Annotated in this window: 1 protein-coding gene; it reads right to left on the minus strand. The window is 52.5% G+C overall.

Features of this window, described 5'->3' with window-relative positions:
* Nucleotides 1-1,667: formate--tetrahydrofolate ligase (locus K360_RS0110320; protein WP_034327192.1), on the minus strand; the 1,667-nt coding region annotated here is incomplete at its 3' end.
* Nucleotides 1,668-1,689 lie beyond the last annotated feature (22 nt).

Genomic DNA, 1,689 nt, shown 5'->3' on the forward strand with positions numbered 1-1,689 from the left:
TAGAACAAACCAGTAATATTTCCCTCGTCGTCTACGTCTATCTTCATGGCTGCCGGCACCTTCGGCAAGCCTGGCATGGTCATAATTGAACCCGTTATGGGGATCATAAAGCCTGCTCCGGCAGAAAGACGAACCTCCCGGACCGTCAACTCGAAACCTTCCGGACGACCGATAAGAGATGGGTTGTCCGATATGGACGCCTGGGTCTTTGCCATGCACACCAGCAGTTCGTCCTTCCCCAATCGATGAATCTCCTCCAGGTCTTTCTCAGCCTGAGCGGTGTACGCTACGCTCTTCGCTCCGTACATCTCCTTCGCTATCTTCTCGATCTTCACCTTCGGGCTCTCTGTCTCTTTATACAGGTAATGGAACGTATTCGGCTTCTCTGTCGCCTCCATGACTCGTTTCGCAAGATCAAGGCCCCCCTCCCCACCCTTCGCCCAAATCTCCGACAGCGAGACTGAGACTCCAAGAGCACTGCAACGCTCTTCCACCAACGCAAGTTCCAACTCTGTATCGGTGGGAAAACGGTTGATCGCAACCACTACCGGCAAGCCAAAACTCTGCATGTTTTCTATATGCTTCTCAAGGTTCGGTATACCCTTCCCCAAAGCTTCGACGTTCTCTTTCGTCAGTTCGCTCTTCGCCACGCCACCGTGCATCTTCAACGCTCGTACCGTCGCTACTATCACAACCGCCGACGGACGCAAACCTCCGATGCGACACTTAATGTCGAAAAACTTCTCTGCCCCAAGATCCGCTCCAAAACCTGCCTCGGTAATAAAGTAGTCTGAGAGTTTCAAGCCATATTTCGTCGCCTGAAGGCTGTTACAACCATGAGCGATGTTCGCGAAAGGACCGCCGTGAACAAAGGCCGGAACATGCTCTAGGGTCTGAACCAAATTCGGCTTCAACGCATCCTTCAACAGCACTGCCATGGAGCCTTGGGCGTTCAGATCCCCTGCCGTCACTGCCATCCCTTCGTATGTATACCCTACAACTATCTGGGAAAGACGCTCCTTCAGCTCTCGAATGCTCCCTGATAAACATAAAATCGCCATCACTTCTGAGGCCACCGTTATGTCGAATCCAGACTCACGGGGAACTCCGTTCGCCTTCCCTCCTAGGCCGATGATCACGTTCCGAAGAGCTCGTTCGTTCAGATCCATTACACGACGAAACACTATTCGACGAGGATCTATGTTCAGAACGTTGCCCTGCTGGATATGGTTGTCCAGAAGCGCTGCCAGAAGGTTATGAGCCGCTGTAATGGCATGAAGATCTCCCGTGAAATGAAGGTTGATCTCTTCCATGGGAACTACTTGAGAGTAACCTCCTCCTGCCGCTCCTCCCTTCACTCCAAAACTCGGACCAAGCGACGGTTCCCGGAGAGCTATGCTCACTCGCTTGCCAAGCTTCGCCAATCCCTGACCCAACCCCACCGTTGTGGTCGTCTTCCCTTCCCCTGCAGCCGTAGGAGTGATGGCTGTCACCAAGATGAGCTTCCCATCCTGACAATCCTTGATTCGATCCCAGAGACTGTACGTCACCTTCGCCTTGTACTTCCCATACAACTCCAGCTCGTCTTCTCCTATCCCCAGCTGCGATGCTACTTCAACTATGGGCTTCAGCTTTGCGCTTCGTGCTATCTCTATATCACTCAGCATCATTCTGTAAAACCTCCTCTAC

The sequence above is a fragment of the Aminobacterium mobile DSM 12262 genome (assembly GCF_000526395.1).
In the GTDB taxonomy this organism is placed as follows: domain Bacteria; phylum Synergistota; class Synergistia; order Synergistales; family Aminobacteriaceae; genus Aminobacterium; species Aminobacterium mobile.